Raw genomic sequence first — 16,337 nt, 5'->3', positions numbered from 1 at the left:
TTCGGCGTGAGGCGCGCGCAGGACGGCTTCGTCAAACAGAGGGGAATTTCCCCCTACGCTTCCGCAAGATTGCGCCTGATATCCTGCGGCGGCACGCCATAGGCCCGCAGAAAGGCCCTGCGCATGCGGTTACGGTCGTCGAAGCCGGTTTCTCGCGCGATGACCTCGATAGGATGCCGCCCCTGCTCGAGCATCAGCCGTGCAGCTTCAAGGCGTAGTTTTTCGATGGCCTTGGCTGGAGATTCCCCTGTTTCGGCGCGGAAGAGGCGGCTGAACTGGCGGGGACTGAGATGCGCGGCCTCGGCGAGTTCCTCCACCGCCAGAGTGTTCCTCAGGTTACGCCGGGCGTAGTCCATGGCGCTTTGAATACGGTCCGATTTGGGCTCAAGCGCCAGCAGGGTCGAATGCTGGGACTGCCCGCCCGCGCGGCGGTGGTAGAGCACCAGTTTCTGCGCCACCGATCTTGCGATGTCGCGCCCCAGATCCTTTTCGATCATCGCCAGCGCAAGGTCGATCCCGGCGCTCATCCCGGCTGAGGTCCAGATCGCGCCGTCGATCAGGAATATCCGATCCTCCTCCACCTTGATCGCCGGAAACCGGGTGCGCAGTTCGGGTGACATGAGCCAGTGCGTGGTCGCGCGCCGTCCGTCGAGCAATCCGGCGTCGGCAAGGACGAAGGCGCCTGTGCAGATTGAGGCGAGGCGCCGGACGCTTTCAGCGGCAGTTCGGATATATTCCAGCAAATTAGGCGAGGAAACGGGAATGCCCGTCCCGCCCAGGACGATCAGGGTGTCGAAATGCGTGTCATCCAACGCCACGCTGTCGACGGACACGGCGTCTGATCCACGGATCGTGCCGCCGGCCTCCGAGCGGACCGATACGTCGTAGACCGGCGGGTCGCTGACGAGGTTGGCGACCTCGAACGCCGTCGCGGCGGCGAGGCCGATGATCTGGAAGCCCGGATAGATGATGAATCCGACGCGCTGCATGGCTGTGATCCTGTTTGTCTTGAAAAGACGCATATATGACATTCAAGACAAATTCCAGCCCGCCTATGGTTCCTCCAGACGAAGGCGACGGGCCTTCGAACGAAAAGGAACCACGACAATGACAACGAAACATCTGGGAACGGCGTTGGTGACGGGCGCATCGTCGGGCATCGGCGCCATCTACGCAGACCGGCTGGCGCGACGCGGCTACGACCTGATCCTGGTTGCGCGCAACCGGGAGCGGCTTGACGAAATGGCGGCGCGGATCACGGACGCGACCGGGCGGTCCGTCGAAGTTGTGGCGGCGGATCTTGGCCAGAGCGCCGACGTGCGCCGGGTGGCGGATATCCTGAAGACCGATCACAGCATCACCGCGCTGGTCAATAACGCTGGCGTCGGCTCGTCGGCTCCGGCTTTACAGTCAAATATCGACGCTATGGAAGCGATGATCGACCTGAACGTCGTCGCACTGACGCGGTTGACCTACGCCGTACTGCCCGGTTTCGTCACGCGGGATCGGGGCGTGATCATCAATATCGCGTCGATCGCGGCTATTGCTCCGGAAATCCTGAACGGCGTGTATGGCGGCTCCAAGGCCTTCGTGCTGGCGCTTACGCAGTCTTTGCACAAGGAGCTGTCGGAGACCGGCGTCACGGTTCAGGCGGTGCTGCCGGGCGCCACGGCGACGGAATTCTGGAATGTCGCAGGCACGCCAGTAGAGCATCTGCCGTCTGAAATCGTCATGAAAGCGGAAGACATGGTCGACGCGGCGTTGGCCGGGCTTGATCAGGGCGAATTGGTGACGATCCCGTCGCTGCCGGATGTTGCGGACTGGAACGCCTATGAAGCCGCACGCCAGACCCTGGCGCCGAATCTTTCTCGTTCCTCGCCTGCCGCTCGTTACGCGACGGCGCGTGCAGACGGCCACAGAGCCGAATGAGATCGTAATCTCATCTTCATGTCATCGTTTATCGTAAAGGATAGTAGAAATGTCACGCGTTAAAAATCATAGCCGTGCAAATGCGGCTTTCGTTCTTGCCTCTCTGTCTTCCCTGCTGCTGGCGGCGTGTTCCGACATCAAACCTCGTAGTGTGACGACGCAAGATCTGGCCTTCGCCGCCACAACGCCGATGTCGTATGCTGCTTACGAGCAAATACACGGTTGGGAAAAGTAAGATGAAAAATGGCCCGACGATTTTCTCTTGAATGGATCGGGCTGCAGATACGTATTCCGGCGACCGCGGCGGGTTGTGTGAACAGGGAAGGATTCCGAAAATGAGCGATGAATACACACCTAGGTGGTCGGGAGAAGGCGAGGTCCGCCATGTCGTTCTCTCGTCCGGAAACAGGATCCGATATCTTGTGACGGGCAGCGGCGCTCCGCTTCTGCTGATGCATACATTGCGGACGCAACTGGATTATTTTCAGCGCCTTATACCTCTTCTGGCGGAACGTTTCACCGTCTACGCCGTGGATCTGCCGGGCATGGGTTGGTCCGACATCCGCCCTCAGGCAGTTTATGACGAGCCTTCTGTACGGCGGGACATGCTCGATTTCATCGACCGCCTGTCCTTGAAAAATCTTGTCCTCGCCGGAGAGTCGATGGGGGCGACGCTGGCGCTGAGCATCGCGGCGCAGCGGGGGGAGGGTATCCGCTCGGTCGTAGCGGTCAACACGTATGATTATCCGCAAGGGGTAGAAAGAGCGAACGCTCTCGCGTCGTTCGTCGTCAAGGGAATGCGTATTCCCGGTGTCGGAAAAGTCATTTCGAGTATCGAGAACGAGCAGGTTCTGTCGGGCATTCTCGGTGGCGGGTTTTACGACCGACGCAAATTGCCATCGGATTTTGTGTCGGAGTTGATCCGAAGCGGGAAGAGGTGTGGCTATCCGACGGTCGAAACGTCGTATTTCAGAAGCCTTCCGAGTTTTATGGCGGCCCGGGTGCTTTATGGGCGCATCAGCGTTCCGGTCACGTTGGTCTATGGCGATCACGACTGGTCGAAACCATCCGAGCGCGAATCGGTAAAAAAATTGATACGTGGAAGCAATATACGGATATTGCCAAACACGGGGCATTTCGCTTCGTTGGAAAATCCAGACGAGGTCGCGGGCGCCATTTTTTCGACGCCCTGATGTGCGGCGGCGTCCGTAGCCAAATTTCGCCTGCCCCTTGAGGAAAGATCGACGCCGCCAATGACGGATCATTTGCAGCGTCGATCTTTCCTTTTCTTCGCAAGGAATATTTATAGAATGGCCTTGCCTGTCTGCGGGTCGGAATGATCGGTTACATGTTGCACGATTTCGGAGCCGATCGAGACCAGTTTCTCGACCAGTTGCGCTCCTGTTTCGGCGGAACAGAGCCGAGGGTCTCCTCCCCACACGCCACCGGGCACCGTGTCGCCGCCTTCCAGAGGAACTGTGATTGTGCCGCCGTCGCCAATGGCAAGCGACGTAAAGCCGGTGACGGGCAGGCCCCAGACGTCACTCGGTGTGCGGGCGGCGTGGAGATGTTCGGGCCTGATCAAATCAGGGAAAAGATGCATCACGACGCTGGTCAGCGGGTTGCAGCCGTGGCCGCTTGATCTGGCGGCCTGTTCTTCGCCGATAACGCCCGGCAGCAGATCCTGCGCGACGCGCCACAGGTAGAAGGACGGCATGATTACGCGCTGTTCAAGCCAGACTTTTTGCGTAGCATCGTTAATGACGCCGCAATTGCCGCCATGACCGTTGATGAAGACGACGCGCGTAAGGTCGTGGCGGAGCAGGCAGCGCAACATATCGTCGACCACAGCGCGTAGCGTTGACTGTGACAGAGAGATTCCTCCTGGCATATAGCCGAAAAAATCTTCCCCGCCGAACGGGACGACCGGAGCGACATAGGTCTCCCGCCCGTTCCGCGTCGCGCGCTCCGCTATTTTTTCAGCGATTTTCGCGGCGCTGAGGTAATCCCCCATGGGGGCGTGGGGGCCCTGATCTTCAAAACTGCCCATGGGCAAAAGGATGACCGGTTTGCGGACTGCGGCTTCGCGCATTTCTGCGGCGCAGAGTTCAGCGAGGTAATACGACGAAGGCATTGCGAAATCCTTGCTTCAGAGATCACGATCGGCGGGATGCTGGTTGAAAGACGGCGGCGTAAAACGACGGTCATTCCGCCAAAAGCGGCGTGGGCGTGAGGCGGGTGACGTGGGCCAGCCTGCCGAGGCGCTGGCGCGATCGGTGGCGGTGAACCTTGCGTGCGGTTCTCCCTAGGTGCGACGCGGCATGGCGCGCGGGGCTACGACAGGATCGGGGGGCATGCTTTACCCTGCTTTTGCCAGATAGGTCGAGGCGTGGGCGGATCGGAAGGCGCAGGAGGGGGATGGTCGTCTTTCGCGCTGAACTGAAAAATCGACGCCGTCTCCCTTGACCAAAGCGCTCGGCGCCCTCGACATTCACGACCGTCGTAACGAAGCGAATGGCGATCCCGCCGCCGGCTGGTTGAGTGTCGGACCGGTGGGGTAATTGCCGTTGCTTCGACTGATGCGGCCCGTCGATGCTCGTTCGAGTGGATGAGCGCGCCGGAGTGTGAACTGCGTCACGGATTGGAAGCACGGCGTTCCGACGCGTTACGGCCCAAGGAGAACCGCCTATGATCGTTCATCCGCCACTTTTCACATGCGACAAGACTCCTGTCGTTGGAAAGAAGGGCGTCGTCGTCGCCAATCATCCGATGGGCGCCGCGGCGGGTGCGGAGATGCTCGCCGCTGGCGGGAACGCTTTCGACGCGGCGGCGGCGACGTTGCTGGCGCTCACGGTGGTCGAACCCATGATGGTCGGCGTGATGGGCGGCGGCCTGTCGCATCTGCGTCTGGCTTCCGGCGAGCACATCGTCATCGATGCGCTGTCCTTCGCGGCTGCCTCTATGACGCCTGAGATTTATGAGCCTCTGGAAGATGAGGGGCCGCGTTATATGGATGCGGTGGGGCGGCGCAATCTTGTCGGACCAACCGCCGTGGCCGTTCCGGGAAATCTGTTGGGCTGGCATGCGATGCAGACGCGCTTTGGCAAACTGCCATTCGCGGATGTTGTCGCCCCCGCCATCAGGCTTGCCAAATCGGGTTTTCAGGTCACGCATTATCTCTCAGGCGCTATCAATGAGAACGGCGGGGATCTGCTCGTTGACCCGGTGATGCGTTCGCTGTTCCTGCCGGACGGGCGGGCGTTGCCGGTCGGTTCGCGCCTGCGTCAGCCCGTTTATGGAGAAGCGCTTGAACTGATCGCCGCCGAAGGGGCCTCGGCGCTGCACGGTGGGGCGTTGGGCGAGGCGCTGGTGCGGCGCATTGCCTCCGGGGATGATCCGGGCTGGCTGACCGAGGCCGATCTGCGGGATTACCGGACCGTAGACCGGGCGCCGATCGTCGGCCGGTATCGAGGTTTCGATATCGTGGGGCCGCCTCCGCCTGCGTCGTCCGGCGTGCATGTCGCGCAGATGCTGAACATGCTCGAGGAATTCGACGTTGCAGCCATGGGTTTCGGCAGTGTTGAGAGTCTGCGAGTCCTGACTGAAATTATTAAAATCGCCTTCGAGGATCGTCGTCGGTTCAGTGGCGACCCAGCTTTCGTGGATGTCCCCGTTGCGCGGTTGACAGCCAAAGATTACGCGCGCGATTGCGTTGCGCGCCTTCACGACGCGGGCGGTGCGCTTGCCGATATTCCTGCATACGGACGGGAAAGCGCGGACACGACGCACGTTACGGTCGCGGACGGGGAAGGAAACGTCGTGGCGGCGACGCATACGATCAACGGTCTGTTCGGCGCCCGTTTCATGGACCCTGAAACGGGGATCATTCCCAATAACTACATGAGCAATTTCGACCCTCATCCGGGGCACGCGCTTTCAATCCAGCCGGGGAAGCGCGTTCCGACGTCGATGGCGCCGATGATGGTGTTGCGCGACGGCGCTCCTCGTTTCGCTCTTGGCATGCCAGGCGGGTTGAGAATCTTTCCCTCAGTGTTTCAGGCCATCGTCAATCTTCTCGATCACGGCATGTCCTTGCAGGAAGCGGTCGAGGCGCCGCGTCTCTGGACGCAGGGGGCGGAGGTCGAGATTGAGCCAGCTTACCGGCTGCGGGAGGACGCGCTCGCACAGTCCGGATACGACGTGCGGCAGAAACCGCACATTGGCGGAGGGATGAACGCAATTGGGTTCAGGGCAGACGGCGCTATGGAAGGCGCGGCCTGCTGGCGCGCGGATGGTGTGGCGATCGCGCTTGGCGGCGGTCTTGCAAAGCCTGGCGTGCGCTTCTGGCCCGATCGTGCACCGGAAAATGCTTCGGATGGCTCGGTTGCGAGCGACGCGGCCAGTGCTTTGGTCGGTAAGTCGGAGTAACGTTTTGAGGCGGTGTGGATGATGGTGGTTTGAACTGATTTGTAAACGATTTTTGCCATATTTGCCTAAGTTTGCAGTATTTCGGGCCGATGTGATTGCGGTTCGATAACGGAGATACGAAAGCCGATGTCCCTGCGTCTTGTGATTTTAGACCCGATGCCGGAAGCGGGGCTCGCGAGGTTTTCTCTTTATGTACCTGAAGGCTTCACGCTTGCGACAAGCCGGAGCCGCTCAGCCGAAGACCAACTGGCGGCCATCGCGGACGCCGACTTCGCAATCACCGGGGATGTTCCGGTAACGGCGGACATGATCCGCGCCGGCGCTGCGGCGCGACTCAAGGCCGTGCAGAAATGGGGCGTCGGCTACGACAATATCGACCTTGAGGCCGCTCGCCAACGTGGCGTGCGCGTCATGCGCACGACGGGAAGCAACGCGGTTGCGGTGGCGGAGACCGCACTAGGTCTGATCCTGTCGCTGGGACGCAATATCGTCTCTGGTCATGTCGGGTTGCACGAAGGCCGGTGGCTCAAGGGCGCATTGGGCGGAACGTCGCGGCAGCTCACAGGGAAAACCGTGGGCCTGATCGGTCTTGGGTATATCGGAAAGCAACTTGCCCGGTTTTTGCGAGGATTTTCCTGCACGGTTCTCTATTACAAGCGCACGCCGCTCTCCCCGGTCGAGGAGCGTGAACTCGGCGTGCGTTACGCTCCGCTCGACGAGGTGATCGCGACCTCGGACATCATTTCGTTGCACTGCGCGCTTTCGAAGGAAACAGAGGGGCTGATCGACAAGACCGCGATCGAGCGGATGAAGGAGGGCGCGTTCGTCGTCAACACGGCGCGCGGGGGGCTTGTCGTCGAGGACGATCTCGCGGAGGCGGTGCGAAGCGGGCGTCTCGGGGGGGCGGCGGTCGACGTTTATTCCGTCGAACCGATCGGGCCGGATCATCCGTTCCTTGAGGTTGATCGTATGATTGTCACGCCGCATATCGGCGCGATGTCGGCGGACGCCTATGCGGGCAATGTCGAGCGTATGCTTCACAACATACTCTGCGTGGCGGAGGGGCGAGAGCCGCCCGAGTTGGACGTGCTGGTCTGACGGAGGCCGTCGCTCCGTCTTTGATCCGGCCTACGGATTGACGCGCCTTGCTGCGGGGCGACACACTCGGTTCATGACGCTGATCTCATCCCGCGACGCCTTGCTCGTCATCGACGTGCAGAACGACTTCCTTCCCGGCGGCGCGCTTGCGGTGCCCAATGGGGATGCCGTGGTTCCGTTGATCAACCGCCTGTCGGCGCTACCGTTCGGAGCCGTCGTCGCCACGCAGGACTGGCACCCCCCCAGTCATGTTTCGTTTCAGACAAGCGAGCCAGCTGGGCCTTGGCCGCCGCATTGCGTGGCGGGAACCGATGGGGCGGCCCTCGCCGCAGGACTCGATTGCGCACCGGTGGCGCTGGTGTTGAGAAAGGGACGTAGCAAGACGGTCGACAGTTATTCTGCCTTTCTGGACAACGACCATGCCAGTGCGACGGGGCTGGCGTCGTGGTTGCGAGAGGTTGGCGTCGAACGTGTGTTCGTTACGGGGCTTGCGCTTGACTACTGTGTATCGGCCACCGCGGTTGATGCAATGAACGAGGGCTTTGAAAGTATTGTTATCGTTGATGCTTGTCGCGGCATCGGGCCGCGCGACGAGGCGTTGCAGAAGCTTGCTGCTGCAGGCGTCGGCATTGCCAAAAGCGCCGCGCTTGCCTGATCACGTTAATTGTCGCAACAAGGAGATCGCAACGTTTTCGGAACGACATGCCGGGGGGCTAGGTGCGGACGGCGTTGTGGCGAGGGGGAGCAGTATGCGTTCTGAGCGGAGAGCCGGCGCGTGAAGGGTCCGGGGGGAGTCTTTACGGAGCAGCGTCGGCCAGAGGGTTTGGAGAGTGGACGTTTGGGTAGGTCGTTTGCGTCGTCTGGACGCCGCTCCCTGCTGCGCGGCGCAGCGGCGAGTTTCGGCGCAGGCATATTGCCGGGCGCCCTGCGTCCAGCATTAGGCGCCTCTCCCCTTAAACCTGTCGCTGAAGAAGATGCGCTGGTCGCATTCGGTCACACGGGGCCGATCACCGATGGCGGGTGGACGACGGCGCATGACCTCGGCGTGCAAGCGGTGCGCAAGGCCTTTCCGAAACTGAAAACGGTTTTCGTCGAAAGCATCCCGTACTCGGCAGACGCGACACGAATCTTTCGGCAATTCGTCGCCGAAGGCGCGCAACTGGTCATCTCCACCTCGAACTATGGCGACTTTATCAAGGATGTGGCCGATCGTGCGCCGGATGTTGGGTTTTTGGAGTGTGACGGACATACGGTGACCGGTAATCTGGGCTGGTATTACATCACCCACTGGTATGCGAGCTACATCATCGGTATCGCGGCCGGTTTGATGACGAAGACGAACCAGCTTGGTTATGTCGGAACGTTTCCGATTCCGTCTGTCTACGCAAGCGCCAATGCGACGCTGCTGGGCGCGCAATCCGTCAATCCGGCGTGCACGATGCGCGCCATAGCCATCAATGCATGGTTCGACCCGCAAGCCGCGACGCAGGCAGCCAGCGCACTGGTGGACAGCGGATGCGATTTTCTGTGCGGCATTACGGACGAACCTGCCTATCTTCGTGTGGCGGAGGCCCGTGGGATCAAGGCGGCGATGTGGAATCTGGGCATGCGGCAGTTCGGGCCGAAAGCCTATGTCAGTTCGGTGACGCTGGATTTTTCTCGTTTTTACGTCGAACAGGTCCGCGCTCGGTTGAACGGTTCCTGGCGCGGGGCGCCGCATTTCCTCACTCTGTCGGACGGCGTTGATCGCGACGCATGGGGCGAGACCGTGCCACCGGACATCGCGGCGCGGGCGGATGCGATGCGTACGCGCATTCTTGCCGGATACAACCCGTTTCGCGGTCCGATCCGTGACAACACTGGTGCGATCCGTGTGCCAGAGGGAACGGTCCTGAATGATGACGCCATCTACCAGTGGGATTGGGGCGTGCAGGGGATGACCGGCCTTGGTTGACGCGGTCGCACAGGAGGCCGGGATGGAAATGCCTGCCGCTGCGCCAGGCACCCCGCCGGTTCTGCAACTTGTGGGTATATGCAAATATTTTCCGGGCGTTATCGCCAACGAAGACGTCAGCCTCGATGTTCGTCCGGGTGAGATCCTGGCTCTTCTGGGCGAGAACGGCGCGGGCAAGTCCACGCTGATGAACGTGGTGACGGGCATCTATCAGCCTGACGCGGGCGAGATGATTCTGGACGGATACGGCACCGAGTTTGCATCCCCACAGGAGGCGATCCGCGCAGGCGTCGGCATGGTGCATCAGCACTTCAAGCTCGTGCCCGCGTTCACAGTGGCCGAGAACATCCATCTTGGCTGGTCGGAGACGCCGCGGAACGCGTCCCCCGCCGTTCTGGAGGCCAGAACGCAGGCGTTGTCCGAACAGTTCGGCTTTCCAGTAAATCCGTCCGCGCGAGTTGAGGATCTGTCCGCTGGCGAGCAGCAGCGGGTCGAGATTCTGCGCGTGCTCGCCCGTCGGGCTCGGCTTCTGATCCTTGACGAACCGACGGCGGTGCTGACTCCGGCGGAAGCGCGCGACCTGTTCTCGGCGCTGCGGGCGTTTCGCGCCGGAGGCAACGCCGTCATCATCATCAGCCACAAGCTTGACGAGGTCATGGAGATTTCAGACCGCGTCACAATCCTTCGCGGCGGCCGCAATGTCGGGACGTGGGAGACGCGGGAGTGCTCTCCGCGCATGCTGGCGGCGACGATGGTCGGGCGGGAGATCGTTCCGCAGGACATGCGCGCCCGCGCCGAGGGGGCCGCGCCACGCGGCGCGGCGCCGGAGTTGAGCCTGCGCAGCGTTTCGGTCCGCGATGAGCGCGGGATCGAGACGCTGTCGGACGTGACGCTTGATGTTTTCGGCGGGGAAATTCTCGGGATCGCGGGCGTGGCGGGCAACGGGCAGCGTGAACTGACCGAGGTTCTGACGGGGTTGCTGTCTCCGGAGCAGGGCGAGGTGCTGCTTGGCGGCCGGACGGCGGCGCCCGGAGCAGACGCTTTCGCACGCTCAGGCGTCGGACATATTCCACAGGACCGGCTGCACAGCGCCCTCGCGCCGTCGCTGGGGACTACGGACAATATGGCGCTTCGTGAATACCGGGCACCGCCGATTGGCGGCTCCGGGCTCTTTCGCGCTGACGCAGCGCTTGCGCTGGCGCGCGAGATCGCGGGCGTCGCGGAGGTCCGTATTCCGGATTTCGGCGCTCCTGTGCGCAACCTGTCTGGCGGCAACCAGCAACGTCTGGTCGCGCGTCGCGAAATGCGCATCGCCAGCCGCGTGCTGGTGGCCGCCTATCCGAGCCGGGGGCTGGATATCGGCGCCATCGCGACCATGCACCGCTATTTTGCCGAATTGCGGGACAAGGGCGTCGCTATCGTGCTGGTTTCCGAGGATCTGGAGGAATTGCTTAACCTGTCAGATCGGATCGGAGTGATGTTCCACGGGCGGTTGATGGCGACGCTCGACGCAGAGGACGCGGATATCGAACGGATCGGGCTGCTGATGGGCGGTCGCAATATGGGCGAGGATGCGGCGTCGGGTGGAGGCGTGGCGTGACACGGTTTCAGCGCTTTCCCACAGCGCCAGCCCGGCTGGTGCTTGCGTGGCGGGCCGCGGCGCTTGTGGCTGCGGCGTTGATCGTAGGCGTGTTGTTGGCGCTGTCCGGGCGCGACGTGTTCGTTCTGGGCGAGCTGGTGTTGCACTCGACGGTCGGTTCCCGTTTTGGGCTGGAGGATCTTGCGCTTTTCATGACGCCCCTGGTGCTGACCGGCGCCGCCGTCACGGTCACCAGCCGCATCGGATTGTGGAACATCGGCGGGGAGGGGCAGTTCTACCTTGGTGCGATCGGCGCGGCGGGTGTGGGGCTGTATCTGCCCGGCCCGCAAATTGTCGTGCTGCCGCTTATGGCTTTGGCCGCGATCGCCTGTGGCATGGCGTGGATCATCGTGCCGACCCTTGCGCGCGCTTATGCGGGCGTCAGCGAGATCATCACCACGTTGTTGCTCAACTTCGTGGCCGGGCTGCTTACGTACTGGCTGGCGACCGGTCCATGGCGCGACAGGGTTACAGGGGCGCTTGCGTCTTCTGGTCGCATATCGGACGCCATCCCCGAATTATGGGGCGTCGTGCATTGGGGATTTCCGCTTTCGCTGGCGATCGCGGCGGGGCTGGCGGCAATCATGACCTGGACAGGCTGGGGATACGAAGTGCGCGTCAGCGGCGCCAATCCGGGCGCCGCGCGCTATGCCGGGATGCCGATGCGCGGCCGCGTGATCGCCGTGATGCTGCTCTCCGGTGCGCTTGCGGCGCTGGCGGGCATGTTCGAGGTCGCCGGGACGGTGCACCGGTTGCAGGGCGGCATGGCGGATAATTTCGGCTATCTAGGGATTGTCGTGGCGGTGCTGGCGCGGCGGTCCTGCCTCGCGGTTATTCCTGCGGCGTTGCTGATGGCGCTGATCCTTGACGCCGGCATTGTGTTGCAGACGCAGCAGCTTGCGGCCACGGCGGTCCTCGCCATTACAGGACTCGTGCTGTTGCTGATCGCGATTGGCGACGAACTGGCGCATTACCGACCGGTCGCGCCTGCTTCGTCCACCCGGTCGGGGGTTGCGGCATGATCATGCTTCTGACTGGTCTTTTGACGACGGCGGCGCTGGCGGGCGGGGTGCTCTCGCTTGCGGCGCTTGGTGAGGCGCTGGCGGAGCGGGTCGGCGTGACCGACCTCGGCGTGGAAGGACTGATGTCCATCGGCGCGGCGACGGCGGCGCTTGCGGCGCTCGCCTCCGGGAGCCCGTGGGTCGGGCTTCTGGCGGCGATCTGCGTCGGTGCGGCGGGCGCCGCGGCCTTCGCCTTCGCCGCCGTCGTCATGCGAGCCAATCAGGTCCTGTGCGGGCTGGCGACGACGTTTCTTGGTCTCGGTCTGTCGGCGACCATCGGCCATTCAGTGGCCGGTCTGCCGTTGCCCGTGACGTTCACGCCGACGCCCATTCCTTTGTTATCGTCGATCCCGGTGATCGGGCCTGCGTTTTTCGGACAAAATCTTCTGGTGTTCCCGATCTATCTGGTCCTTCCGGCTCTGCTGCATATCCTGCTGTTCCACACACGCCATGGTCTGAACATGCGCGCGGTTGGCGAGAATCCGGCTGCTGCGGACGCTGTGGGCGTTCCGGTGCAGGCGATCCGGTTCTGGTATACGGTCGTGGGCGGCGCGTTCGCGGGTGCGGCGGGAGCGTATCTCAGCCTGGCGGTCATCCCGAGCTGGTCGGAAGGGATGGTGTCTGGTCGCGGCTGGATCGCGGTCGCGCTGGTGATTTTTTCCGGCTACCGGCCCTTCAACGCCGCCGGAGCAGGATTGTTGTTCGGGCTTATCAGCGCCATCGGCTTTCTGGGGCAGGCGCGCGGCTGGCCGATCGCGGCGCCGGTGCTGAACATGCTTCCTTATCTCGGCACGCTGGCTTTCATCATCCTTCCTGTGGTGCTGTGGAAACGCATGCGCCGCGCCATGGCGGCCCCCGCTGCGCTTGGCGCCCCATATTACCGTTCGGTGCGCTAAGGTCGCAGCCGCAGGCCGGAAGGAGGGCTGTTCCGGGCGTGGGGCGTGTCATCCCCAGGGCGCCGTCGTTGCCGACGGCGTGCCGGAAGATGGACCAGGCGGCTGCAGGCGGCCGATTGTCGGCACGGAGAAGGGCGGGATGACTGACATAGCGGCGCGGCCGGAAGATGACGACCGGGCGATTCTGGACCAATGGTATCCCGTTGCGTTTCTTGCGTCCCTGACGGCGGGGGAAACGAGGGTCCGTCTGCTGGGTCACGACCTTCTGGTTTCAGGCGACGGCGATGGGTTCGCGGTGCGGCGCGCGGACACGGCCGCTTTACTACCAGCGCGCAAGGCTCACGCCTGTCTCTGGACAACGCTGGGGCGTCCGAAGGGTGACGTCGTCGAGATCGCGGAGGCTGCGGAACCCGATCGTCGCGTCGTGCCCTGTGGGGCCATCAATGTGCGGACATCAGGCCTGCGGGTCGTCGAGAATTTTCTCGACATGGCGCATTTCCCGTTCGTCCACACCAATATCCTCGGCGCGGAGCCAATCACCGAGGTCGCGCCTTACCGAACGGAGCATCGTGTCGACGTCGATGAAATCTGGGCGACGGAGTGCCGGTTCGAGCAGCCGCAGGCGGCGCGGTCGTCGGTTGGCGGCATGACCACGGATTACGCCTACCGCGTGGCGGCGCCGTTTCTGACCCTGCTTTACAAGTCCTGCCCGAACGATCCGACGCGCCCGGACGTGATCTGCCTTTTCGTGAGGCCCGTCGATCAGGAGCGTTCGGTCGCCTATCCTGTGATGTTTCTGATTGACGAAACCTCTTCACAAGCTGAACTGGCGCAATTCCAGCAGCGTATTTTCGTGCAGGACCGGATCATTCTGGAAAACCAGCGCCCAGCGCGCCTGCCGCTTTCGCCCAAGGCGGAGATTCCCACCCGCGCCGATTCGGTTTCAGTCGCCTATCGCCGCTGGCTCAAGGCGGCGGGCGTGCGTTACGGGGCCATAGGATAATCGGGTCGCCGCGCGGGCTGCTTCCAGCCATCGCCCCTAAGCGCGTTCAGACGTGCAGGACGTTGCGGCAGATCGATTTCGCGAATGCGCCGGAATCCAGAGCGTCAGGAAGACGGCCGATCAGCTTCAGTTCGTCCGCGTATTGGGCCATCTGGTCGCGCAGCCATCGTCCAAGCAGGTGAACCGGCCGCGGTTCATGGGCCAGCATCGCATCGACGGCGTCGTCATCCATGTCAGTCAGGTGATGCGAGAGAAGCGTGGAAACTTCGTCCGTATGCGCCGCGATCCATCGACACGTATCGCGTAGCGCAAGGGTGAGGGCGACGCTTCCGTCCGGGTCGCTGTCGAGGAATTCGTCCGTAAGGCCAAGCACGAGATTTACGCGCTCGGCATATAATCCAGTGGTTGAGCCGGCCAGTTCCTTGAGCCCGGCGCCCGGCGCGGTCAGCAGCGTCCATGCAAACGGATCATGCGCCACGACGCCGTCGATATCTCCTGCGGCAAGGGCTCCCGACACCTCGTTCATGGGGAGCAGGGTCCAGTTCACGCTCCGGTCTGCGTCTATGCCCTTGCGGCGGAGCAGCACCGAGAAAAAACGCCGATCGGCGCTGTCTTCGTCAGTCGTCGCTATCGTCTTCCCGACGATGCTCTCCAGTCGCGTCACACCGCTTTTGACGCGAACAAGAACCCGGAAGGAACCTGCCGTAAGGCCAGCCACGAGTTTAGCGGGAATTCCGTCATGCAGCCGTGGCAGCCAGGAGAGGGCAGGGGCGACCGCGCCGACCGCGTGGTCCTGCGCGATTTCGCTGATAGCGCTGTTGCCCGTGGGTGTCTCTCCGGGCGTTTTGACGTCGAGGCTGTAGTTCGCGAAGAACCCGCGCTCTCGCGCGACGATCAGCACCGGGTCGCGATCCGCGTGCGGCCAGCGCAGGGTCAGGGTCCTGAAGCGGCCATCCGGCTCACGGTGGCTCTTCGTCGGGTGGCGCAACTGCGTCGCCACGCCATACGCAGCCGCCGCGCCGGCTACGCCGCCTGCCAGCATCAAGGCGCGCCTGCGCCCGGTCGCCGGTTTTTTTCCGTCCTGCGCGGTCATAGGCTTCTGATGCGTCTCCGGCTGCGCCCTGCAGGCTCCTTGCTGCCCTCAGCCGCGCCGGATGTCAAAAATGCCGGGCGAAAAAATCTTTGCCACAGGGGCTTTACGGCACCGGGCTGCCTTGGCTATACGGTGCCCCGCTGGTCCCGAATAGCTCAGTTGGTAGAGCAAGCGACTGTTAATCGCTGGGTCGTAGGTTCGAGTCCTACTTCGGGAGCCAGCCTTTCCCATATATTTCAAGAATTTAGTCGCACGGTTGCAGATTGGTTCTGCTGACAACAGTGTTAGCTTATCTTAGCTTAGTGCCGAGCGTGCAAAGTTAGGCCCAATGGAATCAATGGGTTAGCTAATATGAAGAAGCCCCCTAGCTTAGTTTTAGCTTGCAGTGCGAAGCGCTATACACCCAAAACTGACAGCGAGCCGCGCAACACGCATAAGACGATACGTTCTCTTTTGGAGGACGTATGAACTCACTTATTCCTCAAGACCCGGAATCGTTAGTCCACGCAGCAGACGCTATCGGTCACACGATCAAGAACGTGCCTGGTTTGTATGATGCCGTTTATGAGACCATCGCACATGTCTGGATTGACCCGATAAGGCGGCGGAGAAGGGCCAAGAATCTTCAGTACGAACTGGAAATGGCTGAAAAGATGATTGAGGGGAAACAGCGCCTTGACGATGTATCGGCAAAAGTAGCCAAGGAAATCCTCGAACCCGCTATGGAAGAGGATCGTGAAGAGCTTCAAAAGTTATGGGCCGCCCTGATTGCGAGATTACTGACAGGTCAACTATCATCGATTAGGAAAGAATGGATTGAGGTCATTAAGAGCTTAGAGGTCGTTGATGCTGCGGTTTTGAAATGTTTGGGCGACCTTAGTAAAAACACGTCTAAACGTGGAGACGGCAGTGTGTGGGATGCTCTTGATTTTTTGATTAAAGACAAATGGCCCCAAGTTTCAATCGGAGAAGATGAGATATTCCTCAGTGTAAAGCACTTAGAGAGGATAGGACTCATCGGAAAAGCTTTTAATACAAAAAAAGAACTTCCTTTTTGTGTGGATCGCTCAGGAGAACGATTTAGCTACGCTTTGAACATTTTGGGGATGAAGATAGTTGAGATCACTTCACCGGTAATTATGTCCTAAAAGGGCGCAGTTGCGGAAAATCTACACTCAGCAGAAGTTTATGGTGGGTCCTCGATATATCGCATTCGATGCTACGATAAGCCAAACA

The 16,337-nt window shown here is 61.7% G+C and carries 14 protein-coding genes and 1 tRNA gene; 12 read left to right on the top strand and 3 right to left on the bottom strand.

Annotation, left to right across the window (positions count from 1 at the left end; genetic code table 11):
* Positions 1-53: 53 nt before the first annotated feature.
* Positions 54-989 carry a GlxA family transcriptional regulator gene (locus G442_RS0112075; protein WP_026398203.1) on the bottom strand — a complete coding sequence of 312 codons (936 nt, stop codon included), beginning with the start codon at positions 987-989 and terminating at the stop codon, positions 54-56.
* A gap of 118 nt (positions 990-1,107) precedes the next feature.
* On the opposite strand from G442_RS0112075, the gene G442_RS0112070 reads away from it, so the two are divergent.
* Together G442_RS0112070 and G442_RS0112065 are read left to right on the top strand one after the other, a co-directional pair.
* Entirely contained in the window at positions 1,108-1,929 is an 822-nt protein-coding gene (locus tag G442_RS0112070; RefSeq protein WP_026398202.1) for an SDR family NAD(P)-dependent oxidoreductase, read from the top strand.
* Between the two features lie 335 nt (positions 1,930-2,264).
* Complete coding sequence (locus tag G442_RS0112065) at positions 2,265-3,122, top strand: alpha/beta fold hydrolase (RefSeq protein ID WP_026398201.1); 858 nt, start codon at positions 2,265-2,267, stop codon at positions 3,120-3,122.
* Between the two features lie 110 nt (positions 3,123-3,232).
* On the opposite strand, the gene G442_RS22115 is transcribed toward G442_RS0112065, so the two are convergent.
* Entirely contained in the window at positions 3,233-4,063 is an 831-nt protein-coding gene (locus G442_RS22115; protein WP_035376574.1) for a creatininase family protein, read from the bottom strand.
* Positions 4,064-4,617: 554 nt separating this feature from the next.
* Here G442_RS22115 and ggt point away from each other — a divergent pair.
* From ggt to G442_RS0112020, 8 genes are all read left to right on the top strand, one after another.
* The gene (ggt, locus tag G442_RS22110) at positions 4,618-6,357 is read left to right on the top strand and encodes a gamma-glutamyltransferase (protein ID WP_084440566.1); all 1,740 of its coding nucleotides are present in this window, start codon (positions 4,618-4,620) and stop codon (positions 6,355-6,357) included.
* Positions 6,358-6,483: 126 nt separating this feature from the next.
* Positions 6,484-7,455: a 2-hydroxyacid dehydrogenase gene (locus tag G442_RS0112050; RefSeq protein WP_026398200.1), complete on the top strand. Its 972-nt coding sequence runs from the start codon at positions 6,484-6,486 to the stop codon at positions 7,453-7,455.
* A gap of 73 nt (positions 7,456-7,528) precedes the next feature.
* Complete coding sequence (locus G442_RS0112045) at positions 7,529-8,110, top strand: nicotinamidase (protein WP_026398199.1); 582 nt, start codon at positions 7,529-7,531, stop codon at positions 8,108-8,110.
* 168 nt (positions 8,111-8,278) lie between these two features.
* Entirely contained in the window at positions 8,279-9,409 is a 1,131-nt protein-coding gene (locus tag G442_RS0112040; RefSeq protein ID WP_051292262.1) for a BMP family ABC transporter substrate-binding protein, read from the top strand.
* Between the two features lie 22 nt (positions 9,410-9,431).
* Entirely contained in the window at positions 9,432-11,009 is a 1,578-nt protein-coding gene (locus tag G442_RS0112035) for an ABC transporter ATP-binding protein (RefSeq protein ID WP_051292260.1), read from the top strand.
* The gene (locus tag G442_RS0112030; RefSeq protein ID WP_026398196.1) at positions 11,006-12,070 is read left to right on the top strand and encodes an ABC transporter permease; all 1,065 of its coding nucleotides are present in this window, start codon (positions 11,006-11,008) and stop codon (positions 12,068-12,070) included. The genes G442_RS0112035 and G442_RS0112030 overlap by 4 nt, the downstream gene beginning before the upstream one ends.
* A complete protein-coding gene (locus tag G442_RS0112025) occupies positions 12,067-13,005 on the top strand; it encodes an ABC transporter permease (protein ID WP_035376573.1) in 939 nt (312 codons plus the stop codon). Before G442_RS0112030 ends, G442_RS0112025 begins: the two co-directional genes overlap by 4 nt.
* A gap of 139 nt (positions 13,006-13,144) precedes the next feature.
* Entirely contained in the window at positions 13,145-14,008 is an 864-nt protein-coding gene (locus tag G442_RS0112020) for an aromatic ring-hydroxylating oxygenase subunit alpha (RefSeq protein WP_026398194.1), read from the top strand.
* A gap of 46 nt (positions 14,009-14,054) precedes the next feature.
* Here the strand turns inward: G442_RS0112020 and G442_RS0112015 are convergent, their stop codons facing one another.
* Positions 14,055-15,101, bottom strand: coding sequence for an ABC transporter substrate-binding protein (locus G442_RS0112015; protein WP_026398193.1), 1,047 nt, complete (start codon positions 15,099-15,101; stop codon positions 14,055-14,057).
* A gap of 144 nt (positions 15,102-15,245) precedes the next feature.
* On the opposite strand from G442_RS0112015, the gene G442_RS0112010 reads away from it, so the two are divergent.
* Both G442_RS0112010 and G442_RS0112005 read left to right on the top strand, forming a co-directional pair.
* Positions 15,246-15,321, top strand: a tRNA-Asn gene (locus G442_RS0112010).
* A gap of 244 nt (positions 15,322-15,565) precedes the next feature.
* Positions 15,566-16,249 (top strand): Abi-alpha family protein, encoded by a 684-nt coding sequence (locus G442_RS0112005; RefSeq protein WP_026398192.1) that lies wholly within the window; start codon positions 15,566-15,568, stop codon positions 16,247-16,249.
* Positions 16,250-16,337: the final 88 nt, after the last annotated feature.

Origin of the sequence: Acetobacter nitrogenifigens DSM 23921 = NBRC 105050 (assembly GCF_000429165.1) — a bacterium.
Taxonomy (GTDB): domain Bacteria; phylum Pseudomonadota; class Alphaproteobacteria; order Acetobacterales; family Acetobacteraceae; genus Acetobacter; species Acetobacter nitrogenifigens.
The sequence above is the reverse complement of the archived record's forward strand: the minus strand, read 5'-3'. Positions and strand labels throughout refer to the sequence as shown.

Coding starts and splice junctions, on each gene's coding strand:
- G442_RS0112075 (WP_026398203.1), bottom strand. CDS start 989: ATGCAGCGCGTCGGATTCATCATCTATCCGGGCTTCCAGATCATCGGC.
- G442_RS0112070 (WP_026398202.1), top strand. CDS start 1,108: ATGACAACGAAACATCTGGGAACGGCGTTGGTGACGGGCGCATCGTCG.
- G442_RS0112065 (WP_026398201.1), top strand. CDS start 2,265: ATGAGCGATGAATACACACCTAGGTGGTCGGGAGAAGGCGAGGTCCGC.
- G442_RS22115 (WP_035376574.1), bottom strand. CDS start 4,063: ATGCCTTCGTCGTATTACCTCGCTGAACTCTGCGCCGCAGAAATGCGC.
- ggt (WP_084440566.1), top strand. CDS start 4,618: ATGATCGTTCATCCGCCACTTTTCACATGCGACAAGACTCCTGTCGTT.
- G442_RS0112050 (WP_026398200.1), top strand. CDS start 6,484: ATGTCCCTGCGTCTTGTGATTTTAGACCCGATGCCGGAAGCGGGGCTC.
- G442_RS0112045 (WP_026398199.1), top strand. CDS start 7,529: ATGACGCTGATCTCATCCCGCGACGCCTTGCTCGTCATCGACGTGCAG.
- G442_RS0112035 (WP_051292260.1), top strand. CDS start 9,432: ATGGAAATGCCTGCCGCTGCGCCAGGCACCCCGCCGGTTCTGCAACTT.
- G442_RS0112025 (WP_035376573.1), top strand. CDS start 12,067: ATGATCATGCTTCTGACTGGTCTTTTGACGACGGCGGCGCTGGCGGGC.
- G442_RS0112020 (WP_026398194.1), top strand. CDS start 13,145: ATGACTGACATAGCGGCGCGGCCGGAAGATGACGACCGGGCGATTCTG.
- G442_RS0112015 (WP_026398193.1), bottom strand. CDS start 15,101: ATGACCGCGCAGGACGGAAAAAAACCGGCGACCGGGCGCAGGCGCGCC.
- G442_RS0112005 (WP_026398192.1), top strand. CDS start 15,566: ATGAACTCACTTATTCCTCAAGACCCGGAATCGTTAGTCCACGCAGCA.